The sequence below is a fragment of the Acinetobacter sp. BIGb0102 genome, from assembly GCF_003815055.1.
In the GTDB taxonomy this organism is placed as follows: Bacteria; Pseudomonadota; Gammaproteobacteria; order Pseudomonadales; family Moraxellaceae; genus Acinetobacter; species Acinetobacter vivianii.
The window spans coordinates 410,743-436,282 of record NZ_RKQE01000013.1 but is presented as its reverse complement, the minus strand read 5'-3'; the positions used below and the strand labels follow the sequence as shown (position 1 = coordinate 436,282).

Annotated in this window: 23 protein-coding genes; 11 read left to right on the top strand and 12 right to left on the bottom strand. The window is 42.9% G+C overall.

The window, feature by feature from the left end; genetic code table 11:
- Positions 1-105: 105 nt before the first annotated feature.
- The 3 genes from phoR to EC846_RS13355 all read right to left on the bottom strand — a co-directional run bounded on the left by phoR (position 106) and on the right by EC846_RS13355 (position 3,113).
- Positions 106-1,464: a phosphate regulon sensor histidine kinase PhoR gene (phoR, locus tag EC846_RS13365; protein WP_123775443.1), complete on the bottom strand. Its 1,359-nt coding sequence runs from the start codon at positions 1,462-1,464 to the stop codon at positions 106-108.
- Between the two features lie 9 nt (positions 1,465-1,473).
- The gene (phoB, locus tag EC846_RS13360) at positions 1,474-2,184 is read right to left on the bottom strand and encodes a phosphate regulon transcriptional regulator PhoB (RefSeq protein WP_004776327.1); all 711 of its coding nucleotides are present in this window, start codon (positions 2,182-2,184) and stop codon (positions 1,474-1,476) included.
- A gap of 251 nt (positions 2,185-2,435) precedes the next feature.
- Entirely contained in the window at positions 2,436-3,113 is a 678-nt protein-coding gene (locus tag EC846_RS13355; protein ID WP_004776325.1) for a TetR/AcrR family transcriptional regulator, read from the bottom strand.
- 313 nt (positions 3,114-3,426) lie between these two features.
- Between EC846_RS13355 and EC846_RS13350 the strand changes: the two genes are divergently transcribed.
- Positions 3,427-4,254 carry an SDR family NAD(P)-dependent oxidoreductase gene (locus EC846_RS13350; RefSeq protein ID WP_123775442.1) on the top strand — a complete coding sequence of 276 codons (828 nt, stop codon included), beginning with the start codon at positions 3,427-3,429 and terminating at the stop codon, positions 4,252-4,254.
- A 47-nt stretch (positions 4,255-4,301) separates the two neighbouring features.
- On the opposite strand, the gene EC846_RS13345 is transcribed toward EC846_RS13350, so the two are convergent.
- The 5 genes from EC846_RS13345 to EC846_RS13325 form a co-directional block, all read right to left on the bottom strand.
- The gene (locus EC846_RS13345; RefSeq protein ID WP_004776321.1) at positions 4,302-5,669 is read right to left on the bottom strand and encodes an MATE family efflux transporter; all 1,368 of its coding nucleotides are present in this window, start codon (positions 5,667-5,669) and stop codon (positions 4,302-4,304) included.
- Between the two features lie 99 nt (positions 5,670-5,768).
- Complete coding sequence (locus EC846_RS13340; protein WP_123775441.1) at positions 5,769-6,923, bottom strand: pyridoxal phosphate-dependent aminotransferase; 1,155 nt, start codon at positions 6,921-6,923, stop codon at positions 5,769-5,771.
- A 245-nt stretch (positions 6,924-7,168) separates the two neighbouring features.
- On the bottom strand, positions 7,169-8,476 hold the full coding sequence (locus EC846_RS13335; RefSeq protein ID WP_123775440.1) for a DUF445 domain-containing protein: 1,308 nt from the start codon (positions 8,474-8,476) through the stop codon (positions 7,169-7,171).
- A gap of 17 nt (positions 8,477-8,493) precedes the next feature.
- Positions 8,494-9,051 (bottom strand): CC0125/CC1285 family lipoprotein, encoded by a 558-nt coding sequence (locus tag EC846_RS13330; protein WP_069577647.1) that lies wholly within the window; start codon positions 9,049-9,051, stop codon positions 8,494-8,496.
- Positions 9,052-9,087: 36 nt separating this feature from the next.
- Positions 9,088-9,627: a DUF924 family protein gene (locus EC846_RS13325; protein WP_123775439.1), complete on the bottom strand. Its 540-nt coding sequence runs from the start codon at positions 9,625-9,627 to the stop codon at positions 9,088-9,090.
- Positions 9,628-9,896: 269 nt separating this feature from the next.
- On the opposite strand from EC846_RS13325, the gene gshA reads away from it, so the two are divergent.
- From gshA to EC846_RS13310, 3 genes are all read left to right on the top strand, one after another.
- On the top strand, positions 9,897-11,474 hold the full coding sequence (gshA, locus tag EC846_RS13320; protein WP_123775438.1) for a glutamate--cysteine ligase: 1,578 nt from the start codon (positions 9,897-9,899) through the stop codon (positions 11,472-11,474).
- A 54-nt stretch (positions 11,475-11,528) separates the two neighbouring features.
- Positions 11,529-12,035 carry a disulfide bond formation protein B gene (locus EC846_RS13315; protein WP_062847316.1) on the top strand — a complete coding sequence of 169 codons (507 nt, stop codon included), beginning with the start codon at positions 11,529-11,531 and terminating at the stop codon, positions 12,033-12,035.
- A gap of 312 nt (positions 12,036-12,347) precedes the next feature.
- Positions 12,348-12,830, top strand: a complete 483-nt coding sequence (locus tag EC846_RS13310; protein ID WP_416332317.1) for a hypothetical protein — start codon at positions 12,348-12,350, stop codon at positions 12,828-12,830.
- A 48-nt stretch (positions 12,831-12,878) separates the two neighbouring features.
- Here EC846_RS13310 and EC846_RS13305 read toward each other — a convergent pair whose 3' ends face one another.
- The gene (locus EC846_RS13305) at positions 12,879-14,225 is read right to left on the bottom strand and encodes a hypothetical protein (protein ID WP_004776311.1); all 1,347 of its coding nucleotides are present in this window, start codon (positions 14,223-14,225) and stop codon (positions 12,879-12,881) included.
- A gap of 261 nt (positions 14,226-14,486) precedes the next feature.
- On the opposite strand from EC846_RS13305, the gene EC846_RS13295 reads away from it, so the two are divergent.
- The 7 genes from EC846_RS13295 (at position 14,487) to urtE (ending at position 22,835) form a co-directional block, all read left to right on the top strand.
- Positions 14,487-15,077, top strand: a complete 591-nt coding sequence (locus tag EC846_RS13295; protein ID WP_005260215.1) for a YqiA/YcfP family alpha/beta fold hydrolase — start codon at positions 14,487-14,489, stop codon at positions 15,075-15,077.
- Positions 15,078-15,091: 14 nt separating this feature from the next.
- Positions 15,092-16,975, top strand: a complete 1,884-nt coding sequence (gene parE, locus EC846_RS13290; RefSeq protein WP_123775436.1) for a DNA topoisomerase IV subunit B — start codon at positions 15,092-15,094, stop codon at positions 16,973-16,975.
- A gap of 259 nt (positions 16,976-17,234) precedes the next feature.
- Positions 17,235-18,515: an urea ABC transporter substrate-binding protein gene (urtA, locus tag EC846_RS13285; RefSeq protein ID WP_062847312.1), complete on the top strand. Its 1,281-nt coding sequence runs from the start codon at positions 17,235-17,237 to the stop codon at positions 18,513-18,515.
- Positions 18,516-18,601: 86 nt separating this feature from the next.
- The gene (gene urtB, locus EC846_RS13280; protein ID WP_123775435.1) at positions 18,602-20,224 is read left to right on the top strand and encodes an urea ABC transporter permease subunit UrtB; all 1,623 of its coding nucleotides are present in this window, start codon (positions 18,602-18,604) and stop codon (positions 20,222-20,224) included.
- Positions 20,225-20,228: 4 nt separating this feature from the next.
- Entirely contained in the window at positions 20,229-21,299 is a 1,071-nt protein-coding gene (urtC, locus tag EC846_RS13275; RefSeq protein ID WP_123775434.1) for an urea ABC transporter permease subunit UrtC, read from the top strand.
- A complete protein-coding gene (gene urtD, locus EC846_RS13270) occupies positions 21,300-22,127 on the top strand; it encodes an urea ABC transporter ATP-binding protein UrtD (RefSeq protein ID WP_123775433.1) in 828 nt (275 codons plus the stop codon).
- A 9-nt stretch (positions 22,128-22,136) separates the two neighbouring features.
- Positions 22,137-22,835, top strand: a complete 699-nt coding sequence (gene urtE / locus EC846_RS13265) for an urea ABC transporter ATP-binding subunit UrtE (protein ID WP_004657106.1) — start codon at positions 22,137-22,139, stop codon at positions 22,833-22,835.
- A 297-nt stretch (positions 22,836-23,132) separates the two neighbouring features.
- On the opposite strand, the gene EC846_RS13260 is transcribed toward urtE, so the two are convergent.
- The 3 genes from EC846_RS13260 to EC846_RS13250 all read right to left on the bottom strand — a co-directional run bounded on the left by EC846_RS13260 (position 23,133) and on the right by EC846_RS13250 (position 25,368).
- Complete coding sequence (locus EC846_RS13260) at positions 23,133-23,873, bottom strand: hypothetical protein (protein WP_123775432.1); 741 nt, start codon at positions 23,871-23,873, stop codon at positions 23,133-23,135.
- An 83-nt stretch (positions 23,874-23,956) separates the two neighbouring features.
- Positions 23,957-24,505, bottom strand: a complete 549-nt coding sequence (locus tag EC846_RS13255) for a GNAT family N-acetyltransferase (protein WP_123775431.1) — start codon at positions 24,503-24,505, stop codon at positions 23,957-23,959.
- 137 nt (positions 24,506-24,642) lie between these two features.
- Entirely contained in the window at positions 24,643-25,368 is a 726-nt protein-coding gene (locus EC846_RS13250) for an outer membrane protein OmpK (RefSeq protein ID WP_123775430.1), read from the bottom strand.
- Positions 25,369-25,540: the final 172 nt, after the last annotated feature.

The following is a 25,540-nucleotide window of genomic DNA, read 5'->3' as shown; positions in this document are numbered from 1 at the left end:
TCGTAGACCTCATCTATCGTTAAAATACAAAACGCCTAATGAAATGCATCAGGCGTTTGTTTGAAATAAGTGTCAACCTATTTCAGGACGAGACAAGTTAAACTTTTACAGCATTCGATAAAGACGTTCTTTGGGGAAGATCGCGGTAAAGGTTGAGCCTTCATTTTCTTTAGAGGTGATTTCTAGATGTGCGCCATGTTGCATGAGTACATGTTTTACAATGGCAAGTCCTAAACCTGTACCACCAGTTTGACGGCTACGTGCGCTATCGACACGATAGAAGCGTTCAGTCAGGCGTGGTAAATGTTTTGGATCAATCCCGATGCCGTTGTCCTGTACCGTAAAGGAGGCATGGTCACCTGCTTCATGCCAACCAATGGTAATGATGCCACCAGGCGGCGTATATTTAATTGCATTGGTAATTAAATTACTGAAAGCACTGGCAATTTCAATATCCGAGCCAATCAGGTCACAATGGCTATCAATATCCAGATTTAAAGTATGACCATAATCAAGATTGTAAGCACGCGCATCATCAAAGATCTGGTTCATTAGATTTGCCATATCAATAATCTGATTTTTTGCGACTTTCTTATTATTTTCTAAATTTGATAACAACAATAAATCATTGACCAAGGCATTCATACGTTTGGTCTGAGACTGCATTTGCGTAAAAGCACGTTTCCAGCGCGGCGTAATGTCATCTTGATCGGTAAAGGTTTCGATATAACCACTGAGTACGGTCAGCGGTGTACGCAATTCATGTGAAATATTATCGACAAAGTCTTTACGCATTTGTTCCAGATTATGGACGCGCGTGGTGTCATGTGCGACCAATAAACGACTTTCTCCCCCAAAACGGGTGAGTTTGACGTGCACATAACGCTCTTCTTCCATCTGCGCTTGTAGACGAATCCCATCAGGGGATTGATCCGGGTTGTTAAAATATTCAATGAAACTTGGCTGGCGTAAAATCGACAATAAGTTACGTCCGCGGTCGAGAGGACTAATACCCAATAGCTTTTCGGCTGCGGGGTTCCACCATTCGATTTGATGTTGGTCATCAATCAGAACTACGGCTTCTGCCAGAGCAACCAAAGAAGACTGGGCACGGTCAATGAGGCCGACCATTTCCGCTTGAACAATGCGTTCCTGACGTTGTGCACGATAAACATTGAACAGTAATGCACCCCAGATCCCGTTTAAGTTGGGCGGGACATCATAGGGGCGGTTTGAAATCCATTCATTGACCAGATAAAGCGAGCGGAGCTGCAGGACGAAAAACACCACAAAAGCAATAAAAATACAGCTCCAAAAGTATCCAACCCCAAATCCAATTAAGCTTGCAATCAATAAGAAAAAAAGTAACAGTCTTAAATCTTGTTTTGCAAACGTCCATAAACTGCTGTAGCGAAAACGCTGGTGTTCACGTGCCAGTTCAGGGACGGGATAAGGTTCATACATAAAAGATTTTTAACCTACTGCTAAATCTGCTCGTGTCGAGAAGCGATAACCTGTGCCACGAACCGTTTGGACAAAGCGGTCAACACCAAAAGGTTCTAACACTTTGCGTAAACGACGGATGTGCACGTCAATGGTACGGTCTTCGATATAGACATTGCCACCCCACACTTGATCAAGTAACTGGGCGCGTGTATAAGCGCGTTCCGGGTGAGTCATAAAGAAGGCCAGTAAACGATATTCTGTTGGCCCCATATCTAAAATACTATTGCCAAAGCTAACACGCTGACTGACAGGATCCAGCAATAAGCCATTGGCATCAATCACTTTTTCACCGCTCAGTGCATTGGCACGACGTAATACCGCCTTGATACGGGAAACCAGTTCGCGTGTCGAGAAGGGTTTGGTCATGTAATCATCTGCACCTGCGTCAAGACCTTGAACTTTATGGTCTTCTTCACCGCGTGCAGTGAGCATGATTACAGGAATTTCAGACAGGTTCTCGTCGCGTTTAAGGCGACGGCATAAGTCTACACCACTCACACCACCTGGTAACATCCAATCCAGCAAGATAAGTGCAGGACGCTGATCAACGATAATCTGATGCGCTTGTTTGGCATCCTCAGCTTGTAAACATTGGAAGCCTGCCATATCCAAAGAGGTATGGATCATTTCGCGGATCGGTAACTCATCATCGACAATTAAAATATAGTCATCTTTCACAGCGCAATACCCTTAAATTCCGTAACGGTTTAACCGTTTTGTTGTTATGACAGGCTTATTACAAAGATTAATTATGACAATATCATTGCAAAAGAGGGAATAAAGTCGAATTTAGCAATAAATTGTGACAATTGTAGGGCAGCGCAATGACCAAATGATGACAGCTTGCCTAGCCATAAAGCAAATGAATTCATTGAGTTAATCAATTTGTCATGGAACTGCTTTTCATGTCACAAAACTGTAAAACGATTTTAATTTTTTTGAGATGTTGTTTCGATAAAGGACAAAAAGACAGCACAACAAGCTGAAAGCACATCTGCAAGCGGCTGTTTAAAGCCTTCTGAGACCCATCGAATAATAATATGGGTCACATAACCATTTAAGCCCGTTGCCATTAAAGACACTTCTTCGGTGCTTTGCGGCGCATTGGGCATGGTAATCATCACAAAGCCCTGAATAATACGGTCAAACTGGGTCAAAGTTTCCTGAATCGTGGCCTGATTATGCAGGTCCTGAACCAGCATGGCATCAATATAAATAATCCGTGCCATACGCGGATCATCTTTAATCGCGTTCAGGAGTGCTGATAAACCTGCATTCACCATATTTTTAGGTTCAGGCGCTGCCATGAGTACGGCCTGAGTCAGACAGGTTTGCATTTTTTCGATCATTTTTAGAAACACAGTTTGGAACAAATCTTCACTTTTCTTAAATGATTCATAAAAGTAGCGTTCAGTCAGCTTGGCTTCATTGCAGACATCTTTAACTGTCACCGAGAAAAAGCCATGTGTACCGTAAGTCGCAATACCCGCTTCAATCAGTTTTTCACGACGTGCTTCTTTGCGCTCAGTTAAAGAGAGACCCTTGAATTGTCGCTCTTTCACTGCTGTCTTTTTTTTCTTGTCTGTCGCTTGCTCTTGAGTTGCCATTGAAAAACCGTTCCCTAAAATTCTCTAAATCGTATATCTCGTGCTTTTTTACATAGCTACTATGTGCTGTTGATCTAGCATAACTAAATTTTGAAAATATGCCTTGTCTCTTTTAAACATCTTCGATCAAAAATGTAAATAGGCCTATTATGACATGTTAGGTGTCGGTTATTGCCATTTGTCTTAAAGCTTGAGTGTACTATATTGACAACCTGTATTGTCAAAATTATATTGGTTACAGGTTAAACAGCACATGACAACGCATGATTGGGGCGAATATTGTGCATATCATTCGCAACACAAAGGATAGGCAATGAAAAATTTTAAAAATAAAGTCGCAGCGATCACGGGTGCTGGTTCTGGGATTGGACAACAACTGGCGATCTTGTTAGCGAAACAAGGCTGTCATTTATCGTTAAGTGATATCAATGAAAAAGGTTTGGCACAAACCGTTGAATTATTGAAGCAATACCCTGTAACAGTGACGACGAAAGTACTTGATGTGTCAAACCGTGATGCGGTGAAACAGTGGGCGCAAGAGACGGTACAGGATCATGGTTCGGTTAATATGATCTTCAATAATGCAGGTGTAGCACTTGGCTCAACCGTGGAAGGTGCAAGCTATGAAGATTTGGAGTGGATCGTAGGCATCAACTTCTGGGGCGTGGTATATGGCACCAAAGAATTCCTGCCATTTATCAAACAAACCAAAGATGGTCATATCATCAATATTTCAAGTATCTTTGGTTTAACTTCGCAGCCCACCCAATCTGCATATAACGCAACCAAATTTGCAGTACGTGGTTTCACTGAATCATTACGTCAGGAGCTGGATATTGAGAAGGGTGGTGTCAGCTCTCTCTGCGTACACCCAGGCGGGATTCGTACCAATATTGCCAAAGCAGCGAAAATGAATGACAGCTTGAAGAGTTTGGGCATGGATCCGAGCAAATCAATCAAGCAATTTGATAAGTTCCTGCGTACGCCGTCTGAAGAAGCTGCCCGTCAAATTCTGAATGCAGTGCAGAAGGATAAACGCCGTCTGTTAATTGGTACAGATGCACGTATTGTGGATTCTTTCCAGCGTTTATTCCCAACGGGTTATCAACGCATTGCAGCCTTTGCAACCAAGATGATGTAAGTCATTACAGCATAAAAAAGCCATTCTCTGTGAATGGCTTTTTACTTTTAAATCAGGACTTTGATTTTTGATTTCTTCCAGAAGAATTGATAATAAAAACCTTGGAAGATGCACAGACTCACGAAGGACAGCGCATAGGCAATCCAGATACCCGTTAAGCCCCACAATGAACTAAACCAATAGGCACACGGTACTTCGATCAGGATAATGGTAAAAATATTGATCAGCATCGGGATATTGACTGTACCGCTGGCACGCATGATCGAGGCAAAAATTGCACTGGCGCCAAAAAATAAAATTGACCACAACACAATAAAGAGCAGTTGTTGTCCCAATACAATTACGCTGTGATCAGTAATAAACAGCGCCATTAAATATTTTGAGAATAAATAGGCCAGAACAATCAATGTTCCCGTAAACAAGAAATTCATGCCCAAAGCGGTACGAGTCACTTTGGCCAATAAATCAGGTTTACCTGCACCAATTGCTTGAGCCGCAAAAATCGAGGCAGCAATTGAAATCGACAAGGCTGGAAACTGAATATAGTTCAACACCTGATTCACGGCACCATAGGCAGCGGTGGCGTGCGCGCCGTAATGGTTAATGAGACCAATAATCACCAGTCCCGCCAGTGACGTCGTGACCATCTGAATGCCTGTTGGAATGCCAAGTTTTAGAATTAATTTACTGAGCTCGGCATCGTGGCGGATATGTTGCAGTAATTGGCGATCTATCTTTAATGGATGATTTTTATGGTTCAGATAAACGGCTAAGAAAATCAGCACAAAGGCATAGCCCATAATGGTTGCAATCGCGGGCGCGACAATTCCCAATGCAGGGAAACCAAAATAACCTTTCAATAAAACTGGCGTTACGGCTAGACCAATCAGGCTGGTCAGACTTAATGCAATCAGAGGCGTGACGCTATCACCGACACCGCGAAGAATCGAGGTATAAATAATATAAACGAACAGTAGCGGACTACCGACCAGCATCCATTGCACATAAGGCAAGGAGAGGTGCATCACCTTTGGATCTGTACCCAATAATTCCAGAATATGCTTGGCAAATACCAAACCGAGCACCGCGATAATGCATCCGCCGATCATGGTCATAAATAAGGTCGAACCAATTACACAGCGGACTTTTTCAAGGTTTTGTGCGCCCCAGGCCTGTCCCACCAGTACGGTTGTCCCAGCAGAAATACCGATCACGAAGGCAAGCAAAAAGAACAGGATCGGGAAGAATACGGAAACAGCCGCAATCGCATCTACGCCCATCATTTGACCAACAAAGATGGTATTAATCGTTCCCGACAGGTTTTGTAAAATATTGGTGGCAATCAAAGGCACCAGAAACACAAAAAATGTTTTCCAGAGATTCGGTTGCATCACCAGAGGTTGACGTGGAGTCATTCAGTTTCCTTCACCCTTCATCCTGAAGCGTATCTATTTTTTCAACATACCATCATAAGCGATGCTGGGAACTTTATCGTTCGGTTTATTTTTTGTTGATCAACACTGTAGGAGGATTTCACCTGCACGTTGTAGTGTCTGATCTGTCTTGGCGAAGCAGAATCGGATCAAGCGCAGTGATTCTGGCGCTTGTCGGTAAAATACTGAAATGGGAATCGCCACGATTTTGTGTTGCTCCGCAAGGAACTGGCACATCTCAACATCATTTAAATCTGGACGAATGTTGCTGTAATCCAGATTCTGGAAATAGGTGCCTTGGGAAGGCAGGAATTGAAAGCGTGAGTCTTGAATGTGTGTATTAAACAGATCGCGTTTTGCCTGATAAAAATGAGGTAGCTCTTGAATATGTTCAGGGTGCTGTTGCATGTAATGGGCAAGGGCTAACTGGCAAGGGGTATTGCCACAGAAATTGGCAAACTGATAGATCTGGCGGAACAGACGCATCAGCTGCGGAGAGGCAACACAATAACCGGTTTTCCAGCCTGTGACATGGTAGGTTTTACCGAAAGAACCAATCACAAAACTGCGTTCGCGTAATTCAGGAAATTGCAGTGCGCTAAAGTGCTTTTGTCCATCAAATACCAGATGTTCATAGACTTCATCTGATAGCACCACGATATTTTTATCTTGAATCAGTTCAATCAGTTGTCGCCAGTCTTGTTCTGACCAGATTGCACCCGTTGGGTTATGCGGCGTATTCACAATAATCATGCGGGTTTTCGCATTGATCCGGTCTTTGACTTTTTGCCAATCCACCTGAAAAGAGGGTGCTTCCAAGTTGATATGAATGGATTTTCCACCAGCCAGTTGAACTGCTGGGGCGTAGCTGTCATAGCTGGGATCAAAAATGATCACTTCATCCTCTGCATGGATGCAGGCTTGAATGGCGCAAAAGATCGCAATGGTTGCGCCTGATGTGATGGTGATTTCAGTGGCAGGATCCAGTTGTATTTGATCGCGTTGTAAGAATTGTGCAGCCAGTTGTTCTCGTAAAGCCAGCACACCATCACCTGGTGGATATTGGTTATGGCCTGAGAGCGTCGCTTGGCTAAGCGCTTCAAGTAATGCTGGTGGAGCTGGGAAATCAGGGAAGCCTTGGGATAGGTTGAGGGCATTGAGGCGATGTGCGAGTTCAGTCATTACGCTAAAGATGGTAATGCCTTGGCTTGGGAGTTTTGACTGAAGTTGCAACATCGGATGTCCTTTTTAATATCTAATTTCTTTTTTACGATGACTCTGCACAGCCTCATATGCTGTGAGAAATTATATGTAATTTGCATAGGCATGTTTTACTTTTCAAGGATGAAAAGTAACAAAAATCCTTTGTAGTGCTGACGGCCCATCCTTGAGGCCGCAGCACTACGGGCGGCATCTATGCCGCCGTCACGATAGTTGATCCCAACTTAAATTGAGCTAGAGAACTTTACGATTTGATTTATTTACAAAACATTTTCCACAATAGCACGTATAACACCCAGTGCTAAACCGATAAAGGCTCCGACAATAACGCCGTTAACGCGGATCATATGCAAGTCACCGCCAACCTCGCTTTCGATTTTGGCAATCATTTCACGTGAATCCCACTCATGGATGCGTTCACTGATATAGCGAATGATCTTGTCACTGTATTGCTCACTGAAATTGGTCGCTAAGCCGATCATTTTTTCATTTAACACATGACGTACTTTTTCATTTTGAATCAGGCTTTCACCCAGTTGCTGTATCGCCGCCTGTAAGTTAGTCGCAATTCCTGAATCTTCCTGCATTAAATCGGTCTTGATTGCATCACATAGAATCGCGACCGCACCACTGATAAAGTTCAATACTTGCGGACTATCCAGCAATGCATCTTTGCCACGGTTTAAACGTTGGCTGGCTTCGCTTTCGGTATCTGCCAGTTCTAGCATCAGATTGTGTGTGGTTGTCTCAATATCCTGACGCCACGGATGATCAGGATTGGCCAGCATCGACTCAACTTTTTCTATCAGCGAGTCAATGGTACGTTGCTGGACATCAATCCCGATCCAGCTTGCGCCTTTAGCTAGTTTCCAAACGCCTAATTCTTGAAATAATTTACGTGATAAATCGCGTGCTTCTTCAGGATGAGATACCATCCATTCATGCGCCAGATCCAGTCCGCGTTGTAATACATCCTGATGGAAATCATTTTCCAGCACTGCACGAAGCATTTCACTGGCCAGCTTATTGACCTTGGTGCTTCTGACCCATTGCACACTGTTATTCTGGACAAAGTGTGCAATTTGATCTTGGCTAACAAATTCAAAAATTCTTGGCACGGTGTGCTGAATCATCTGCACCACCTGCTGGTTATTCTTTGGACTGGCCAACCATTGTCCTACCGCCAGACTGATATCGGCATTTTGTAAACTGCGTTCGACAATCTGTGGTGACAGGAAGTTTTCCTGCACAAAACGTCCCATCGACTCGGCAATACGGGCCTTGTTCCGTGGGATAATTTCAGTGTGGTCACGCAATAGTTTGGGTAGAGGCATTCTGCCAAAGGGATTACGGAACAAGACCGTGACGGCATACCAATCGGCTAAACCACCCACCACGCCTGCTTCTGCACCCAGCATAAAGATATGGATGAGCCATTTATATTCAGGGAGAAAATGCGCCGCGACCATTAAAGCAATCCATGACACCACGGCAATAATCAGGGCCATGGTGGCGAAGTATTTACTTCTTTGTAGGCTAGGTACGTGGACTTCTTCGACTGAACTCATTGAGCCATCCTTTTAACTTACTTTTTATTTTGAGGTGGTGCAGGCGGCTGCAACACTTCTCCTGTTGGACTCAAACCGTATTTTGGCCCCAAAGATTGCAAAATCAGTTGCGCATCGAAGGCATCTGGCGATTGCTGCTGAGTCTTGAAACACTCGATAGTATACGACACTTGAATTGGATCAATATTGACCACTTGTGGGGTATCGTAGAATGGATCAGGCCAAAAGGCTGGGTGACGACGATAGTAACCATAAGGATAATACGATGGTGTCGGATAAATCACGGCCTGACGGGGTGTTTTATGACGGGCATTACTCGGGTCATCCACCACACTAAAATAACGGAAACCATTTTTAACGGTGGTTTGCGCTGCCTTGAGCAAGGTAATTTCTTCAGCTGTACCATAACTCAAATTATTATCGGCTTGGAAACCGACACGGTAAGTTTTGTTATTTAACGGATAAGCGGTGAATTGACCGAGCTGGTCAAATGTTCTGGGTTTGGAAGGAACCGTTGCACATCCTGCAAATGTCAGTGCGACAAGGAGCGGTGTGCATATTAATAAAGATTTCATATGCTTTTCCTATGTTCAGTGCCGAGGGAGATCGACTTAAAAGCTACTATTCGGTTGTGTTAAAAATTCCAGTTCTTCTAGCGTCGAGTCGCGCCCTAAAATTTTATTTCGATGCGGATAACGTCCAAAGCGATCAATAATCACTTTATGCTTTTTCTCGAAATTTAAATTAATTTCATTGCCTAAGCGTTGGAATAATTTTAATGCAAATTCGTGGATGTGTTTGGATTCGCTATGCATAAAAGGCATATATAAAAATGAGCGCTGATCAGGACTGAGTTGAGCATCTAATTGTAAGCTAATCGCTTCTTGTGACAGTGCCAAGGCCAGACTGTCGTAAGCAAAGGCCTGTGCCTGATCTCGATATAAGTTTCGGGAGAACTGGTCAAGTACAATAATTTCAGCTAAACGGCCTTCAGGGGTTTTGCGCCATGACCAAAGTTCCGCCTGAGCTGCCTGATGATGAATCTCTTGAAATGACTCGCGAATTTTTGCATCAAAATCATCGCTTTTGGCAAACCAGAGTGAGCGGTGGTCAGGGTCAAACCAAAAATTCAGAATGTCTTGCGCTTGCATGGGCGAGCCTCCTCTAGAAGATTTATTTTTCAATAAAATCACAATTTCAGCGTGTCTTATGTAACAAGATTGTGATAAAAATTGCCAAACTAAACAGGGATTTCTGTCACAAGCATTTATGAAATGTTAACAGAGCCTAGATGACTAGATCATAATTGTCGTTATAATTGGCTGAGTCGAAGGGATTGGCATTGTCATGATGTCTGTATGGTCGACGAAGTCGCTACCTTTTATGTGGTCGGCTGATCTTGAATAAGCGAGCCTATAATATGAATCAACCCAGCACACTTACTTCCTCTGTGATACCAACTTGGGTAGATGCATCGCTATTAAAAGGGATGTTACGCGGGATTGAGCGTGAAAGTTTACGTATGCAAAGTAATGGATTTTTATCACAAAAAAATCATCCAGAAGCTTTGGGTTCGGCACTGACACATCCACATATCACCACCGATTATTCAGAAGCCTTGATGGAGTTTATTACCACTCCTCAAACGACGATTGCCGCAGCTTTAAATGAATTAAGTGATATTCATAGTGTTGTGCATCAGCAACTGGAAGAAGGCGAACGACTGTGGCCTTTATCCATGCCTTGTATGCTGGATGATAACGAAGAAAATATTAAACTGGCTCAATATGGTTCTTCCAATATCGGCCGTTTTAAAACGCTTTACCGCCGTGGCTTGGGGGTACGTTATGGTCGCCGTATGCAGACCATTTCAGGGGTTCACTATAATTTATCTTTCCCTGACCAGTTATTTATTGCCTTACAGCAGCATGAGCAAGATGAACAATTAAAACAGCTCAGCCTGCAAGATTATCGTAGTCATCGTTATTTTGGCTTGATCCGGAATTTTATCCGCTTAATTCCTCTGGTCATGTATATGTTAGGCGCTAGTCCATCGGTATGTCGCTGTTTCCTGACTGGTCGTGAACATCATTTGCAGCCTTTGGTAAAAGGAACTTTATATTTACCAGAAGCGACCGCCTTGCGGATGGGACGCTTGGGTTATCAGAACTCGGCACAGAAAGAACTGGGGATTCACTACAATGACTTGCATGATTATCTGAATGGATTACAGAAAGCCGTGCATACCCCTTATCCTGCATTTACCGATTTAGGTTTAAATGATGAGCAGGGTGAGCCAATTCAGATCAATGATCATGTGCTCCAGATCGAAAATGAATACTACAGTCTGGTTCGTCCAAAACAGGTGCCTCAAGCAGGTGAAACACCATCTCAGGCATTGAAAAACCGTGGTGTTGGATATGTAGAATTGCGTGCTGTGGATGTGAACCCATATAGCGCGATTGGTATTGACGAGATTTCGGCTGGTTTTCTGGAAAGTCTAGCGCTCTATTGTTTATTGAATGACAGTCCAGATTTGTTTGCGGAAGAGCAGGAACAGATTGATCGTAATCAACTTGAAGTGGTCAATCGTGGTCGTGCAGGAGATGCACAGATTGAAGAAGGCTCAAATTCGATTGCGTTAAAAGACTGGGCACAACGTCATTTAAATGCAATTCAAGGTTGCGCGATTTTATTAGATCAAATGGAAGATACGCATCTTTATCAGGATGCGATCCAGATTATGCAGCAGCGTTTGGACCATGTTGAAGAGACGCTTTCAGCCCATGTGATTGCAGATACCTTACAACATGGCGGAACCTGGAACTTTGGGAGTGTGATGGCGCAGCAACACGTCGATCACTATGACCAGCATCCACTGAGTAAAGAAACCAAACAATACTTTGCGCAATTAGCGCAAACTTCATTGCAAAAACAGGCGCAACTTGAACAAGATAACGACATGAGTTTTGAACAATATCTTGCACAATATCGCTAGGGCCTGTTGAACGAGCAACAGGTCAACAGACCCTAATATTTTAGAGGATTTCCCATGCGTTGGAATTACCGCTTAGTGAGTGCGTTGTTGGTACTGACGAGCATCATTGGTATCTCATTTGCGTTGTATTTAGAACATGTGCAAGGTTTGGATCCTTGCCCGCTTTGCATTTTCCAGCGCCTTGGCTTGATTGGAATGGGATTAATTGCACTGGTTGCATTTATTCATAATCCTGTTTCAAGTGCTTTCAAACGTTTTTATGCGTTCTTGGCGACCTTATCGATTGGCTGGTCGGTTGGCGTGGCGGCACGTCATGTCTGGTTGCAAAGTTTACCACCAGATAAAGTACCAAGCTGTGGTCCGGGTCTGGATTATCTGGTTGATGCCTTACCAATGAAAACTGTACTGCAAGAAGTACTTTCGGGTTCGGGCGAATGTGCGGTGGTGGACTGGACCTTCTTGGGACAATCACTTCCAGTGTGGTCTTTATTGTATTTTAGCTTAATTTTATTGATCTGCTTATGGCAGTTATTTAGAAATTATAGTGTGGTTAAAAAATAACAGACAACTATTTAGTTTCCCTAAAACCCGAAATATAGGATTTATATTTCGGGTTTTTTTTAAATTTAATTAAACTAGTATTATTGTAGAGAGAGCTATAGAAGTTAGGGAATTTATCTAAATGAGTTTCATTTTGGCAATAACTCTTAGATGAAATTTTTGATATGAGTATAAGGTATGACGATCTTTATATAATTTGGAAGTAGGATTTATGAGTTTTAAGGAAATATGAGTCATGAAAATTAGAAAGATAATTATGGGTTTAAGTTTATTATTAACCACAGGTTATGTATACGCAGAAAGAATGGCACAGTGCAAGAAATATTGGCACAGTGCAAGAAATATTGGAATGAAGTTGCTGTACAAGTAAAAGTTTTAGAAGATACGGAATGTCCTAGTATATGGGAAGATAGTTTTAATAAAGATAATAAAAAATTAGTAAAAGAACTCGGTTTTAACTTAAAAGATAAAAACTGGCTGTCTACAGGAACATATAATCATATTTTATATAAAAATAAGAGTTATTATATTTACTGGTCTTATCTGAAGCATAATCGGACAGATCTTATTATGATTTATAATGCTAGTAATTCATTCGCATATTCCAGAGAAATAGATCGTGCAAAGCTTAAAAAAGAAGGCTTTAGAGTAGAAGACTCAGTAGATGTAAATTTATCTTGTGCAAAGTCAGGAAATGATCGCAATATTGTATCCGTGCTTAATGGGTATTTATTTCAAGAAACATCAATTCGGAATATTTTTAAATATAGAGTTTACGATCAATTCAAAGAGTAAAATATTTCATTAATAGATAAGCCCAACTATAAAGTCAGGCTTTGCTATTTAAGTTTCAACGATGCCTTCTAAATCATCAAAGGTATAATTGTTTGGTACATTGATCATATGTGTCTGTACCCCAGCTTCCACTTTTTCTCTCGCATCAGGATATAACCAACGCGTAATCTGCTCGGCGACACTGGAGTGATACTGAATTTCAAAATGATTCAGCCCATAAAAAACCGCTTTATGTGTGTCTGGCAGCTTAAGTTGAAAACGTGGATTTGGATGTTCACCCAAGGCACTTTTGACACTGACCAAATAATCACCAATCACAGAGAGCGCTTTATTACGAAGCTTCTCAAATTCTAAAGTTCCTGCAATCAGGAAAGTATTGATATGTGACGGTAATGGTGCGGGCTTACGATTGTCATCTGCAAAACCAATACGTGCATCATTATGTTCCCAGTCATCATCACGAACGCTGCCGTGGCGCAGATCTAGAATCCCGTTACTGCGTACATTGACCAACTGACCAATCAGGCTGATAAATGGAAATGCACCAAGTTTATCCTGCAAGACAAAGCCAAAACGTTCCAGTACTGCACCATGATGTGGCGAGCCGATACAGACGAGGTTCTCGACCATATGTACCCATTGATATAGATTCTGCTTGCCATAAAACAGGGCACTGCGAGAAACCAGTCCACCCATACTGTGTCCAATCAGGTCGATACTGGTAATACGTGGATTACGCTGGACCAGATCTTCTAAGGTGTTGGCAAAACTACGGCCATTGGCGGAAATTCGGCGTCCTGTGTTGTAATTCAGATACAACATGGTGTTGTTGTCACGTTGAGCCAGCAGACGTTCCCCAATCCCGCCATAGCGATGGTTAGACCAAGTTAGATGGTTCATACATAAACCATGTGTCAGGATCACGACACGGCCCGTTAGTTCTCCTTGCTGCAAAGACCCATAGTGGTCGTAAAGCACCATCGGCAATGCCATTGGATTATGTTGCTTTAAAAAGAAATCACCGAAAATGCCGTTTAATGCACCCACTGCAAAATGTAATGTTGGCGTTAGTGGCTTGTCATGCAGAATAGGGAATTTGGCGATAATGCGACGTAAATTAGGAGCAAGAAAATGACTGCCGTATTTTTGTAAGGCCACATAGGAAAACTGGTAGAACTTTTGCAATTGCGGGTGTTTTTGTAAATTCTTGGCTTTTTGTGCACTTAAACCGAGCGTTGTCCGTAATACCTCAGTTTGTACCAGTTGCACCAATTCGTGCACCCCGCTTAAGCTGGTACTGACGAGCTGGGCCAAACCCTCCAGAACATCTGCCTGACTCGGGGGCGTACGATCCCACTTGCAGTAGGTTTCATGCAGAGGTGTTAAACTTGGCATATTGATTTCCCCATCCTTGATATATACCGAAGGTTTGAAGTGATTCACGTTATACTATTTAGATAAACTACAACAAACGCTTACATCTTAAATCTTTCATAAGTAGTTTTTTTAGAATACTGATGAACGGAGTGCAGTATCGTTTTTTATGTCCGACAATATTGAGCTTATCTGTATTTAATATTGTTATTTGCATAACGATTAAGCAAAATAATGTGATTTATTTCACTATAAGTCAAGCCACTGTCTCTTTTGGTGCATATGCAAATTATTTATTTACATGGTTTTCGAAGCAGCCCGATGTCGATAAAAGGGCAATTATTGCAACAATATTGTGCAGGACTCGATCATGTTCAGGTGCATTTACCTGATTTAAATCGGACACCTGATCAGGTACTTGCACAGCTTTCTCAGCTTATTGAAAGTTTACCACGTGATAAAGTGGTTTTGGTGGGAAGCAGTCTTGGTGGCTTTTATACGACATACCTTGTCGCAAAGTATGGCTGTCCTGCTGTACTGATTAATCCTGCTATGCAACCATGGCAATTATTTCAAGATTTATTCGGCATTGAACAAATCCCGCTCAAAGTCACTGAATCATGGACACTTGATACAGATCAATTGCAGCAATTACAATCGATTGCTGACACGAAGTTAAAGCATGCTGATAAAATTCTCGTGCTTTTGCAACAAGGCGATGAAGTCTTGGATTATCGTCAGGCTCAACGCTATTATAGTGCAGTTCATCCATCCTCATTGATTTTAACTGACGCTGGTGGTAATCATGCAATGGATGATTTTGAAGAAAAATTACCTTTAGTACTCGAATTTTTATCGGCAGCCCTCCAATAAGGAAGTCAGACCAAGTGACACAATACACGGCACAATCCCTTGAAGTTCTTTCTGGTTTAGATCCTGTTCGTCGTCGACCAGGCATGTATACCGATACCTCGCGTCCAAACCATTTGGCGCAAGAGGTGATTGATAATGCAGTCGATGAAGCACTTGCAGGCCATGCCAACCAGATTTGTGTGACCGTATATGAAGATGGTTCGTTGTCAGTTGAAGATAATGGACGCGGAATGCCAGTCGATATCCATCCTGAATATGGGCAAAGCGGTATCGAAATTATTCTGACCAAGTTACATGCTGGTGGCAAATTCAGTACTGATAATTATCAATTCTCAGGTGGTTTGCATGGGGTCGGGATTTCGGTGGTCAATGCCTTATCGACCCGTGTTGAAGTTGCTGTCCAACGCCAAGGCAATCTCTATCAAATGGCCTTTGAACAAGGTGAGCCAGTTGCGCCATTAGCCGTCTTGGAAGGCAAGGTGGCAAAGCGGGCGACAGGGACAACCGTTCGTTTCTGGCCTGAAACGAAATATTTTGATAGTCCTAAATTTGCGCTGAAAGCCCTCAAACATAATTTAAAAGCCAAAGCTGTGTTAGCGGCAGGTTTGAAAATTATTTATGATGATAAAATCAATAAAGAAAAAATTGAATGGCAGTTTGAAAATGGTCTGGTCGACTATTTAATGGATGAACTGCAAGATCGCGAAATTTTACCTGATCCTGCTTTTGTGAGTAGTGGGCAAGCGGATCGTGCAGCGTGTGAATTTGCGATTTGCTGGAACGTGGAAGGTGGTGAACAGATTCAGGAAAGTTATGTCAACCTGATTCCAACCGCACAAGGCGGAACGCATGTGAATGGTTTACGTTCAGGTGTAACTGAAGCACTGCGTGAATTCTGTGAATTACGCAATTTATTGCCACGTAATATGAAATTGTCTGCGGAAGATGTCTGGGATGGCGTGAATTTCATTTTATCGTTGAAATTTCAGGAACCGCAATTCTCAGGACAGACCAAAGAACGTCTATCCAGCCGCGAAGCATCAAATATTGTGCTGAGCATTGCCAAAGATGCATTTGCTTTATGGTTAAACCAGCATGCCGAGATTGCGACGCAACTGGCTGAAATGGCGATTGCCAAAGCTGGACGTCGTCTCAAAGCGGCGAAAAAAGTAGAACGCAAGAAGATTGTTGCAGGTCCAGCCTTACCAGGAAAATTAGCCGATTGTGTCGGTTTAACCCGTGAAGACAGTGAACTATTTATTGTGGAAGGTGACTCTGCGGGTGGCAGCGCCAAGCAGGCACGTGACAAGAATTTCCAAGCGATTATGCCGATTCGCGGAAAAATCCTGAATACGTGGGAAGTGTCTTCGGATGAAGTCTTGGCTTCGCAAGAAGTACATGACATTGCCATTGCGATTGGTGTTGATCCGGGCAGTGATGATTTGTCTGAATTGCGCTATGGCAAAATCTGTATCCTTGCCGATGCGGACTCGGATGGTCTGCATATTGCGACTTTATTGTGCGCATTGTTCGTAAAACATTTCCCGACACTGGTTGAGGAAGGTCATCTATTTGTCGCGATGCCACCGCTGTATCGTATTGATATTGGAAAAGATGTGTATTACGCCTTGGACGATGACGAACTCGAATCGATTTTGAAGAAAGTGAAGGGCAATAAAAACCCACAAATTACCCGATTCAAAGGTTTGGGTGAGATGAATGCCAGTCAGTTACGTGAAACGACCATGGACCCGAATACCCGTCGTTTGGTGCAACTGGATCTGGATGATGCGCATTTAACTGCTGGATTGCTGGATAAATTACTTGCGAAAAAGCGTTCAGCTGACCGTAAACACTGGTTAGAACAAAAAGGTAATTTAGCGGATATTAGCGTCTAAATTCCCGAAAAAATCTATAGATTGAAGCCAAGCCAATGCTTGGCTTTTTCTTTGTTTAAAGTATAGAGATTTTGGTTGAACAAATTTGCATCATTTTAGGTCAGGAGGTATTTTTTGTATGCAATGTTGTATACAAGATCAAAAAAATCATCAGTGAAATTTATTAAAACATAATAAAAACATATGCTTGTCGTGTTGGCATAAAAATTGAATAACCCCACCCAGTAGAAATCACAATATTCAGGTGTGGAGAATAAAGATGCAGAATAAATTAATGTCGATGTCTGTACTGATGGCAGCCATGATGGGGATTGGTCTGGTTGGATGTTCAAAACCAGCCGAAAAAACAGAACAAACAAAAACGGAAGCTAAAACAGCACCTGCAACAAGTGGCGACACCATTAAAGTCGGCATCCTGCATTCGCTTTCAGGCACGATGGCGATTTCTGAAACTTCGCTGAAAGATACCGCTCTGATGACCATCAATGAAATCAATGCCAATGGTGGAGTGCTCGGTAAAAAATTAGAACCTGTGATTGTCGATCCAGCCTCAGATTGGCCACTGTTTGCAGAAAAAGCGCGTCAGCTGATTACTCAAGATAAAGTCGCGGTTATTTTTGGTTGCTGGACATCGGTTTCGCGTAAATCTGTGCTTCCTGTGGTCGAAGAACTGAATGGCTTGTTGTTCTATCCGGTGCAATATGAAGGCCAAGAACAATCGAAAAACATCTTCTATACGGGGGCTGCACCCAACCAACAAGCGATCCCTGCGGTTGAATATTTAATGGGAGATGAAGGTGGTAAAGCTGAGCGCTTTGTATTGCTTGGCACCGATTACGTCTATCCACGCACCACCAATAAAATTCTGCGTGCTTTCTTAAAATCTAAAGGCGTCGCTGATGCTGACATCATGGAAGAGTACACGCCATTTGGTCACAGCAATTATCAAACCATTGTATCCAATATTAAAAAATTCTCTGCTGGTAAAAAGACTGCGGTGATCTCGACTATCAATGGTGATTCTAACGTGCCGTTCTATCGTGAATTGGGTAACCAAGGCATTAAGGCATCCGATATTCCAGTGATGGCTTTCTCGGTAGGAGAGGAAGAATTACGTGGCATCGACACCAAACCATTGGTGGGTCATTTAGCCGCATGGAACTATTTCATGTCGGTCAAGAATCCTAAAAATACCGAGTTTGTGAATAAATTCAAACAATATGCGGTCGAATACAAACTGCCAAATGCTGACAAAGTGGTGACCAATGATCCAATGGAAGCGACTTATGTGGGCATCAATATGTGGAAGCAGGCGGTTGAAAAAGCAGGCACGACTGAGGTCGACAAAGTCCGTGATGCAATGGCAGGTCAAACCTTTGCTGCACCATCAGGCTATACCCTCAAAATGGATGAAAGTAATCACCATTTGCATAAGCCTGTGATGATTGGACAAATCCGTGGTGATGGTCAGTTCGATGTAGTCTACAAAACACCGCAAACCATCAAGGCGGAGCCTTGGAGTCCGTATATCCCTAAATAATTATCTTCAGGCCTGTTGTCTTGGTAGCAGGCTTTTTCATTCTGTTTTTGTTTGATCTATTTAAACCACAAAATAAGGGGAGTTCTATGGCGAAGCATTATGTTTTGGCACTGCTCTGCATCATGGCGCAGCTGATATTTACTCCAGCATGGGCAGAGGTCACATCCACAGCACCTGTGACGTCTACAGCTTCTCAAGATGCCATTCAAACTTTCGTAAAGGCTGATTTTTCCACACGTCGTGCCATGCTCAATCAATGGCCTGCCAGTATTGAACAACTGGATCAACTGGTGGCGTATATCGATCAAAATGAGTTGTATACCGATAGTGCTGGCAATACCTATTTGCTGAAAAATGATGACAAACTATTCAGCTACCCTGCACAGCAAGCACTGGAACAGTGGCCTGCGGATTTAACTCAAGTGACTTTGGTCAATACTTTACGTAAGGCACTGAATTTTGGGCAAGCCAAAGTCAAACTCAACTCCAATGATGCATCACAGCGATTAGCCGCGGTTGATATTTTAGAAAATAATCTGGCTGAGCTAGATCTGGCGACCGTTAAACAACTCTACGTCAATGAAAAAAATGATCAGGTCAAAGACCGTTTAGCGCAACTTAAAGCGCGGTTGGATTTTAATAGTTCTGATGAGTTTACCAAGCTTGAAGCCGTGAAAATATTGGCAGATTCAAATCATCCTGATGTATTCGCGCTCATCACGCAGACTTTAGAGCAGCCCCAAACCAATCCTACATTGAAGGCAGCTCTGCTGGATGCACAAAATAAAATTAAAACCCGTTTGCAAATCAGTGAATGGTCGGGTCATGTATTTTCAGGTTTAAGTACTGCCAGCATTTTATTGCTTGCTGCGCTAGGGCTCGCAATCACTTATGGTCTGCTTGGCGTGATTAATATGGCGCATGGCGAGCTCATCATGATCGGTGCCTATACCACTTACGTGATCCAGAGCTTTTTTAAAACCCATTTTGCTGGACTGGTGGATTGGTATCTCATCGTTGCGATTCCTGCGGCTTTTCTGGTCAGTGCCTTGATTGGGATGTTGATTGAGCGCACCGTCATTCGTCCGCTGTATGGCCGTCAATTGGAAACCTTACTTGCCACTTTTGGGGTGAGTCTGATTCTAATGCAATTGGTACGCATGGTCTTTGGTGCACAAAATGTCGAAGTCTCAAATGTGAGCTGGTTGAGTGGTGGGATTGCGGTTACACCAAGCCTGATGCTGCCATATAACCGTATTGCCATTATTGCGTTTACCGTTGCTGTGTTATTGCTGTTGGTGTTCTTACTGAATAAAACTCGCTTTGGCCTATTCGTTCGTGCGGTCACCCAAAACCGTCAAATGGCACGTGCTGTTGGCATTCGATCTGCACGGATTGACATGATGGCTTTTGGTCTCGGTTCTGGCTTGGCAGGGCTAGCAGGCTGTGCCTTGGCACAAGTGGGTAATGTCGGGCCTGATCTCGGTCAGAATTACATTATTGATGCTTTCCTTGTCGTCGTTGTCGGTGGTGTCGGTCAAGTATGGGGTGCCGTACTTGCAGCACTTGGACTGGGTATCAGTGGAACGGTGCTGGAAATTGGTTTAGGTGCGGTTCTGGCAAAAATTATTCTCTTGGTTCTTGTGATTTTGTTTATCCAAAAGCGTCCACAAGGTTTGTTTGCCATCAAAGGCCGTTTTGTGGAGTAAGCCAATGAAAATCACTTCTGTGTTCGCAGATAAGCCGTATAGCGCCGTGGCGATTGCAATCTGTTTCGGCGTACTGTTGCTGTTGCCGTGGTTGCATTTGCTGTCTCCTGACTCTGCATTTTACCTGTCCGCTTATTGGATTACCTTAATAGGCAAGATCATGTGTTTGGCTTTGGTCGCCTTGGCGCTGGATCTGGTGTGGGGCTATGCAGGGATTCTGAGTTTAGGTCATGGTTTGTATTTTGCCTTGGGTGGTTATGCTTTTGGCATGTATCTGATGCGCCAATCCGCAGGCGATGGGCTGCCTGATTTCATGCGCTTCTTGAGCTGGACCGAGTTGCCGTGGTATTGGGTCGGGACAGAGCATTTTGCTTGGGCTTTGGTCTTGGTGGTACTAATCCCAGGTTTGATCGCATTTATTTTTGGATTTTTTGCCTTTCGCTCCAAAATCAAAGGTGTGTATTTTTCCATCATTACCCAAGCCATGACTTTTGCCGCAGCGTTATTATTCTTCCGCAATGAAACTGGCTTTGGGGGCAATAATGGCTTTACTGGTTTCAAGACCATTCTCGGTTTTGATATCACCTCTGCATCAATGCGTGCCACGCTGTGTTTTGTCACTGCCCTGGTATTAATGCTGTGTTTTATTGGCTTACGACAACTGATGAATCGTCCTTATGGTCGGGTCTTGGGAGCCATTCGCGACAGTGAAAATCGTTTGCAATATCTGGGTTATCGCACGCTGTGGTACAAGCTGTCGGCATGGGTCTTGTCTGCGGTGATTGCGGGTATTGCTGGCGCGTTGTATGTGCCGCAGGCAGGCATCATTAATCCGAGTGAAATGAATCCCGTCAATTCGATTGAAATGGCAGTGTGGGTCGCTGCGGGTGGACGTGGCACTTTGATCGGGCCAATTCTTGGAGCAGGTCTAATTAATGCCGTGAAAACTTATTTCACTGTGGCTGCACCAGAAGCATGGTTATTGATCTTGGGAGCACTTTTCATTGTGGTGACTTTATTCCTGCCGAAAGGTGTGATTGGCATATTTGACCGTTTTAAAAAGGAGCGTGACTAAATGAGTGATGTATTAATTGACGCTGCTCAACATGGCGGTCAACTCGGTGAAGGATACGGGCGTGCCAAACCGAAAGGGGCTGACTTTAGTCATGGCATCGCCTTATATCTGGAAAAAGTCAGCGTTTGGTTTGATTCATTTCGGGCTTTGAATGATCTGTCGCTTTATATTGCTGAGGGTGAGTTACGTTGCATCATCGGGCCGAATGGCGCAGGGAAAACCACCTTGATGGATGTGATTACAGGTAAAACCCGTCCAACTACTGGCACGGCATTTTTTGGGCAAAACTATGATTTAGCCAAAATGAGTACCGAGCAAATTGCCGAAGCAGGCATTGGTCGCAAATTCCAAAAACCAACGGTATTTGAAAATTTTAGCGTGATGGAGAATCTGCTACTGGCTGCACCAAGAGATAAACGAGTGCAAAAAAGCTTATTTTCCCGTTTAGACCCAGAAGCACAGTTGGCTTTAGATGAAACATTGGAACAAATTCGTTTAAAGGAATTTGTACAGAAGCCAGCAGGTTTGCTGTCGCATGGACAAAAGCAGTGGTTGGAAATTGGCATGTTGTTGATGCAACGACCAAAGCTGATTTTGCTGGATGAGCCTGTTGCAGGCATGACCGATGCTGAAACTGAGCGTACTGCTGAACTGTGCCTTGAACTGAAAAAAAATCACACCCTTGTGGTGGTCGAACATGACATGAGTTTTATTGACACCATCAGTGAAAAAGTCACGGTGTTGGCACAAGGTGCGATCTTGGCAGAAGGCACATTGGCAGAAGTTCAGGCCAATGAAGATGTGATTGAAAAATATTTAGGGCGTTAGGAGAGACACATGCTGGAAGTGAAACAAATTAATCAGTTTTATGGTGGTAGTCATATTCTGCGTGATGTGTCTTTTAACGCGCCTGTCGGTGAATGTAGTGTGGTATTGGGCCGTAATGGGGTGGGCAAAACCACTTTACTCAAATGTCTGATGGGCATTCTGCCGATTAAATCAGGGCAAATCCTGCTCGATGGCAAAGATATTGCCAAAATGTCTCCTGAGCAACGGGTGCGTGCTGGTTTGGCCTACGTACCGCAAGGTCGCGATATCTTTTCGACCTTGACCGTGGAAGAAAATATTTTAATTGGGATGGCTAAGTTTTCGGGTGCCAAGACCCGTAAAGTGCCAAGTCATTTATATGAAATTTTTCCTGTATTAGATGAAATGAAGCATCGCCGTGGCGGCGATTTATCTGGTGGTCAGCAACAGCAGCTTGCCATTGCTCGAGCTTTGGCTTCAGAGCCGAGCGTATTGATTTTGGATGAACCTACCGAAGGCATTCAGCCCTCAATCATTAAGGATATTGGTCGGGTGATTCGTAAACTGGCTGATCAGGGCGAGATGGCGATTATTTTGGTGGAGCAGTTTTATGACTTTGCTGAAGAGTTGGCCGATGCGTATACGGTGATGGCACGTGGGCAGGTGATTGCGCAAGGGCGGGGTGAGGATATGCCTGAGAAGGGGATTCGGGAGTTGGTAGCGATTTAATATCCATCTCTACATATCTCATTTTACTATTTAGAAAAGTAGATATTAAAAATGAATATTTTTATGGAGTCATACCAAGAAGTCTTCTAATGTCTAAATAAGCCTTCGGCTGGAGTTACTTTGGTTTCGCCCAAAGTAACCAAAGGCATTGTCATTCACAAAACCTGTTCAATTCTTGGATTTTTTCTATTATTTCGCTGAAACAATATCTTTCAAAAATCACGCAGGTTGTGAATGACGTTTCCGAGTCTCATACTTTTTCTTAAATTTTTTGTTGAGTTTGGGTGTAAAGATCATTCATTTGTTTTCCACTTTATAAAACGTTCCGCCTGCATAGACATTGTGTCCAAAGCCGCATGAGGACTCACCATTTTTTTGTTCAACTTCAATTTTTTGACCAAGTTTTGCATCATTGGCAAATTGAAGCTTAATCACACAGTCTTCATTGCGATAGTTAGCCTGCGTTGACTTGATTGGCATGCTGGTTTCAAATTGTCCCATATTGGGGCCATAGATCAGACCGCGCAGTCCAAAGTAATAGCCATCAAAAGCAATCGCATATTTATTCTGTTTTTTGCTGACCTTGATGTAGTCCCATTGCCCAAAGCCATTGGCGCGAACATAAGTGCCTTGTAAATCAGAAGTTACTTTGGGCTTCGGGAGTTGTTTTAAGTTGTATTGGCTGGTTTTAGAGTCTTTATCACGTAAAAACCAGACTCTGGCCCATTGCGGCTTACCGAGTTTGGCATAACTTAACCCCACATTATTATTGGCGATTTCAATGTCTCGATCACTCATCTGAATCCCGCTTTCATCGGCATTGGCCTGACAGAAATGTGCCCATGCGGCTTGGTCTTCAAATTGTTTGGCTGCTTTGAGATATTGTTTTTGATCGTAAAACTTTTTACCTGCTTGCGCATATTGTTTCACTTTGGCGCAGCCCTGTTGCAATTCTTGCTCGAAGGAAAGTTCTGCAAAGCTGGCACTTGAAACAAGTACGATTGTGAGGCATAGGCCGAGTTGGGATGTTTTAATCATTGTGGCTATTTTTGAAATAAAGTATATCTTTCATTTTAAATCAAAAATTGCTGTAAGAAACGTATTACAAAAGTGATGTTTTATTAGGCTTCTGTGAGTTGCAGTTGCATCCAGACAAGATGACGCCATTGCCCAAACTTTTGTCCAACCTGTGGCATATACCCTGTTTGAATGAAGCCCAGTTGTTCATGCAATACGATAGAACCTTTATTTTCACTATCAATGGCAGCGACCATAATATGCATGTTTTGCTGTTTGGCGAGATGAATGAGTTGTTGCATGAGAGCTTTGCCCAGTCCCTGACGTGCATAGTTTGGATCAATAAAAACAGAATGCTCGATACTTTGACGGTAACCACTGATAGCACGAAATGCTGCGTAATAGGCATAACCAGCAACTTGATGGGTATTCAGGTCTTCCACCACGATCATCGGAAATTGTTGCTGTTGCATGCCTTGAAAACGTTGCTGATATTCCGCCAAAGAAACGGCTTGATCATTCCAGTTGGCTGTTCCATTTAAAATTTCAGCATTGTAAATCGCAAGAATCGCGCCTAGATCATCGACTGTCGCAAAGCGAATCTGGAAATGGGGGGCGAGCGTATAAGGCGCAAGTGGAAGGTTTACGGGCATGGGCACAGGTCATCAAATCAGGCAAAAACAAAAGATGAGACGTTGATAAAACGGTAGATCATTTCAGCTTTATATTCGATGATACCAACAAAAACAGCAAGGAATTCCTTGCTGTTTTTTTTCACATCTTTAAAAGCTTAGAAGTGATATTTAATCAAAGCGCTGACGTTGTTTTCGTCACGGTTTTTCATACCGAACTTGTTATTCCAAACTGAATGCTCAACACCTAAATAAAGGCGTGTATCTGGTGAAATGTGTTTACCGACATTCCATTTGTACTGTGTCGTCCAGTTCAGTTCACTTGCATGATCTTTTTTGCCTGTCGACCAGTCAAGGAAACCATCTACAAGGAAATCTTCATTTGATACTTTAAATGGCAATGCATAGGCAATCGTCATTTGATAGTCATCAGCCGTATTTTCGTTGTTGGCACGGTAGAAATTCACATTCGCATATTGGAAATATGGAACTGCGAGATCAAAACCCACCCCATACAAGAAGTTGTCAAAATTATTACCATCAGCGCTGTTACTTTCCCATGTTGTTGAGATCAGCACATCTTTGATTGGACCAAATGCAAGTTTTTGTCCTGAGATCTCACCCAAGCTTAAACGTGGAGAGAGTTCGAAATATGTACTTTTATTATCATCGCTGCCACGCATACGATCCATAAAGAAAAACACATCGGCATATTTAACTTTTGCCGCATATTCGAGTGTTACAGTTGTTTGTTTTTCATCAACAACTTCATAGTTCTCACCGTACAAACCAGTCACGCTGAAATCTTGCCAAATTGGCTTCGCCTGAGCGAAAGCTGCTGTAGATACCAATAAACATGTTGCTGCAAGTTGCTTCAATTGCATTTAAAAATCTCCCCCCAAAAAGGCGTGTAAAGCATACAAGGTATTAAGCAAAAATAAAGCCAAATTTGACCAAAGGTACAAAATAATTGTAGAGGTCGGGCCAAAAATAAAGTCATGTAAAGTTAAAGTAGTTTTTGTTTAAGTTTTAATAAAAATGTCAAAAATCAGCTTG

Excerpts from the sequence above, each read along its gene's own strand:
- phoR (WP_123775443.1), bottom strand. The coding sequence starts at position 1,464 with ATGTATGAACCTTATCCCGTCCCTGAACTGGCACGTGAACACCAGCGT.
- EC846_RS13355 (WP_004776325.1), bottom strand. The coding sequence starts at position 3,113 with ATGGCAACTCAAGAGCAAGCGACAGACAAGAAAAAAAAGACAGCAGTG.
- EC846_RS13350 (WP_123775442.1), top strand. The coding sequence starts at position 3,427 with ATGAAAAATTTTAAAAATAAAGTCGCAGCGATCACGGGTGCTGGTTCT.
- EC846_RS13345 (WP_004776321.1), bottom strand. The coding sequence starts at position 5,669 with ATGACTCCACGTCAACCTCTGGTGATGCAACCGAATCTCTGGAAAACA.
- EC846_RS13340 (WP_123775441.1), bottom strand. The coding sequence starts at position 6,923 with ATGTTGCAACTTCAGTCAAAACTCCCAAGCCAAGGCATTACCATCTTT.
- EC846_RS13335 (WP_123775440.1), bottom strand. The coding sequence starts at position 8,476 with ATGAGTTCAGTCGAAGAAGTCCACGTACCTAGCCTACAAAGAAGTAAA.
- EC846_RS13330 (WP_069577647.1), bottom strand. The coding sequence starts at position 9,051 with ATGAAATCTTTATTAATATGCACACCGCTCCTTGTCGCACTGACATTT.
- EC846_RS13325 (WP_123775439.1), bottom strand. The coding sequence starts at position 9,627 with ATGCAAGCGCAAGACATTCTGAATTTTTGGTTTGACCCTGACCACCGC.
- gshA (WP_123775438.1), top strand. The coding sequence starts at position 9,897 with ATGAATCAACCCAGCACACTTACTTCCTCTGTGATACCAACTTGGGTA.
- EC846_RS13315 (WP_062847316.1), top strand. The coding sequence starts at position 11,529 with ATGCGTTGGAATTACCGCTTAGTGAGTGCGTTGTTGGTACTGACGAGC.
- EC846_RS13305 (WP_004776311.1), bottom strand. The coding sequence starts at position 14,225 with ATGCCAAGTTTAACACCTCTGCATGAAACCTACTGCAAGTGGGATCGT.
- EC846_RS13295 (WP_005260215.1), top strand. The coding sequence starts at position 14,487 with ATGCAAATTATTTATTTACATGGTTTTCGAAGCAGCCCGATGTCGATA.
- urtA (WP_062847312.1), top strand. The coding sequence starts at position 17,235 with ATGCAGAATAAATTAATGTCGATGTCTGTACTGATGGCAGCCATGATG.
- urtB (WP_123775435.1), top strand. The coding sequence starts at position 18,602 with ATGGCGAAGCATTATGTTTTGGCACTGCTCTGCATCATGGCGCAGCTG.
- urtC (WP_123775434.1), top strand. The coding sequence starts at position 20,229 with ATGAAAATCACTTCTGTGTTCGCAGATAAGCCGTATAGCGCCGTGGCG.
- urtD (WP_123775433.1), top strand. The coding sequence starts at position 21,300 with ATGAGTGATGTATTAATTGACGCTGCTCAACATGGCGGTCAACTCGGT.
- urtE (WP_004657106.1), top strand. The coding sequence starts at position 22,137 with ATGCTGGAAGTGAAACAAATTAATCAGTTTTATGGTGGTAGTCATATT.
- EC846_RS13260 (WP_123775432.1), bottom strand. The coding sequence starts at position 23,873 with ATGATTAAAACATCCCAACTCGGCCTATGCCTCACAATCGTACTTGTT.
- EC846_RS13255 (WP_123775431.1), bottom strand. The coding sequence starts at position 24,505 with ATGCCCGTAAACCTTCCACTTGCGCCTTATACGCTCGCCCCCCATTTC.
- EC846_RS13250 (WP_123775430.1), bottom strand. The coding sequence starts at position 25,368 with ATGCAATTGAAGCAACTTGCAGCAACATGTTTATTGGTATCTACAGCA.